The organism is Serratia sp. DD3 (assembly GCF_000496755.2).
The window spans coordinates 1-2,143 of record NZ_AYKS02000019.1 but is presented as its reverse complement, the minus strand read 5'-3'; the positions used below and the strand labels follow the sequence as shown (position 1 = coordinate 2,143).

At 53.5% G+C, this 2,143-nt stretch carries 1 protein-coding gene; it reads left to right on the top strand.

Going from position 1 to position 2,143, the window contains the following annotated elements:
• The coding region (locus IO95_RS25505; RefSeq protein WP_037383838.1) for a hypothetical protein at positions 1 to 2,143 on the top strand (2,143 nt) is incomplete at both ends.

The window sequence follows — 2,143 nt, the reverse complement described above, 5'->3', positions numbered from 1 at the left end:
AGCGGTGATGCGGCCTCGACGGTACAACTGACGAATACTGCAGATACCACGCTGACCGGTAGCAACACGCTGTTTGCTGGTCTGTTTGATTTGGTGGGCAACAGCACGCTGAATGTATCACTGGGTGACAACCTGGGTGATGGTCGCGTCAGTATCGCTGATGGCAGTACCCTTAACTTTAACGCCTTTGAAGGCGGTGCCTTGACCTCGCTGGGTAATGTTATCGATGGCGCAGGGGACTGGGTGCTGAACAGCAGCAATATCGACCTGAGGGATAATAGCAATGCCTCGGGCTTTAGTGGCTTGCTGAATATCAATACTGGCTCCACCTTGACTATCGATGGCGCTACCGGGTTGAATGCGGGGACGACATTGGATGTCAATACCGCGAGCAGTACCTTGAATATCACCAACGCCGGTGCCTTTACGCTGAACAATACCCTGACCGGTGCCGGGCAGGTGAATGTCGATACCGGGGCTAATAATGCGTTCAATTTCGGTACTGGCGTTGGGGCTGGCTTTACCGGCAATATGACGCTGAATAACGCTACCTTCTCACTGGCGGGAACCAATGCCGACACTCTGCAGAATGCTGGGCTGACATTAGCCACTGGCAGTGTGACGACGGTTGGTATCCCGGGAACGCCAAGTACCGCCACCTTGCAGGATCTGGTGCTGGATGGTGGTACGCTCAATTTCACTGGTGGCGTGCCGTTATCAAGTGCCGAGAGTATCATTTCTACCGTTAACCTCACCGCCAACAGCGGTACGATCAATGTGGATAATGGCGGTTCGTGGAACAACGACTCACCGGGCGTCTCTCTTCTGGAACAGAACCGGGGAATGACCGAGACGTTGATCACTGCGGATACGGCAAGCGCGGTTGATGGACTCAGCTTGAGAATTAATAACCAGGTGGTGACACCTGGGGTGGGTATTTCTTCTGCCATTAACCAGAACAGCGTCCATGTGGCGAATGGTACCTACAATTACGCCTTGTCCAACACGAACGGCAGTGCCGATGGCCTGTACCTGAGCTATGGTTTGAGTGCCATTGAACTGCTGACGGACTATGCCGATGCGCTGATTATTGCCACCGATACTGGCGCTGGCACCAACAGAGAGTTGACCGCCCTGTTGACCGGCGGGGTTGATGGCGGCATCGTTTTTGATGCTACCAATGGTGCATTGACGGTGACCAACAGCAACAACAGTTACGGCGGAACTACGACCGTGACCGGTGGTAATGTACTACTGGGGAGTGATAATGCGTTCGGTCAGACTTCATTGCTGACGGTAAATAGTAATGCCAGTTTTAATACCAACGATTTCAGTCAAACGGTGGGAGCCCTGATCAACGCTGGGACCGTCATTATTGACCCGGCGGTATTAACAACCGGATTATTGACTAACACCGGGGTGATTGATATCGCTGGTGGTACGTTGAACCTGGAAGATGGTGGTACTTCAACAGCTGTTGGTGGCTTGACTGGTGCGGGCACGCTGAACGTCAACGGTGGTACCTTGATCCTGAGTGCCGCCAACAGTGGCCTGTCAGCAGATACCTTGATAGCGCTGCCAGCGACGGTCACCTTGACCGCCGCCGATGCCTTGGGTAGCAGTGATGTTGATGTAGTGGGTACTTTGAACCTGAACGCTGCCGATACGCTGGCCAACATACTCAGTGGTGACGGCACCATCAACACCAATGCGGTAGTGACCTTGGAGGGAACCAATGATTTTAGCGGTCAGCACAATATCAATGCCGGTGGTGTATTAACCATTACCGATGTCAATAACCTGGGCACGTCGGATGCCAGTGTTGACCTGACAGCCGCTGGTGCTGAACTGATACTCGATGGGGTCAGCGGTACGCTGGCTAACACCTTGAGCGGTGATGCGGCCTCAACGGTACAACTGACCAATACTGCAGATACCACACTGACCGGTAGCAACACGCTGTTTGCTGGTCTGTTTGATTTGGTGGGCAACAGCACGCTGAGTGTGTCGCAGAATGCCAACTTGGGTGATGGTCGCGTCAGTATCGCTGATGGCAGTACCCTTAACTTTAACGCCTTTGAAGGCGGTGCCTTGACCTCGCTGGGTAATGTTATCGATGGCGCAGGGAACTGGGTGCTGAACA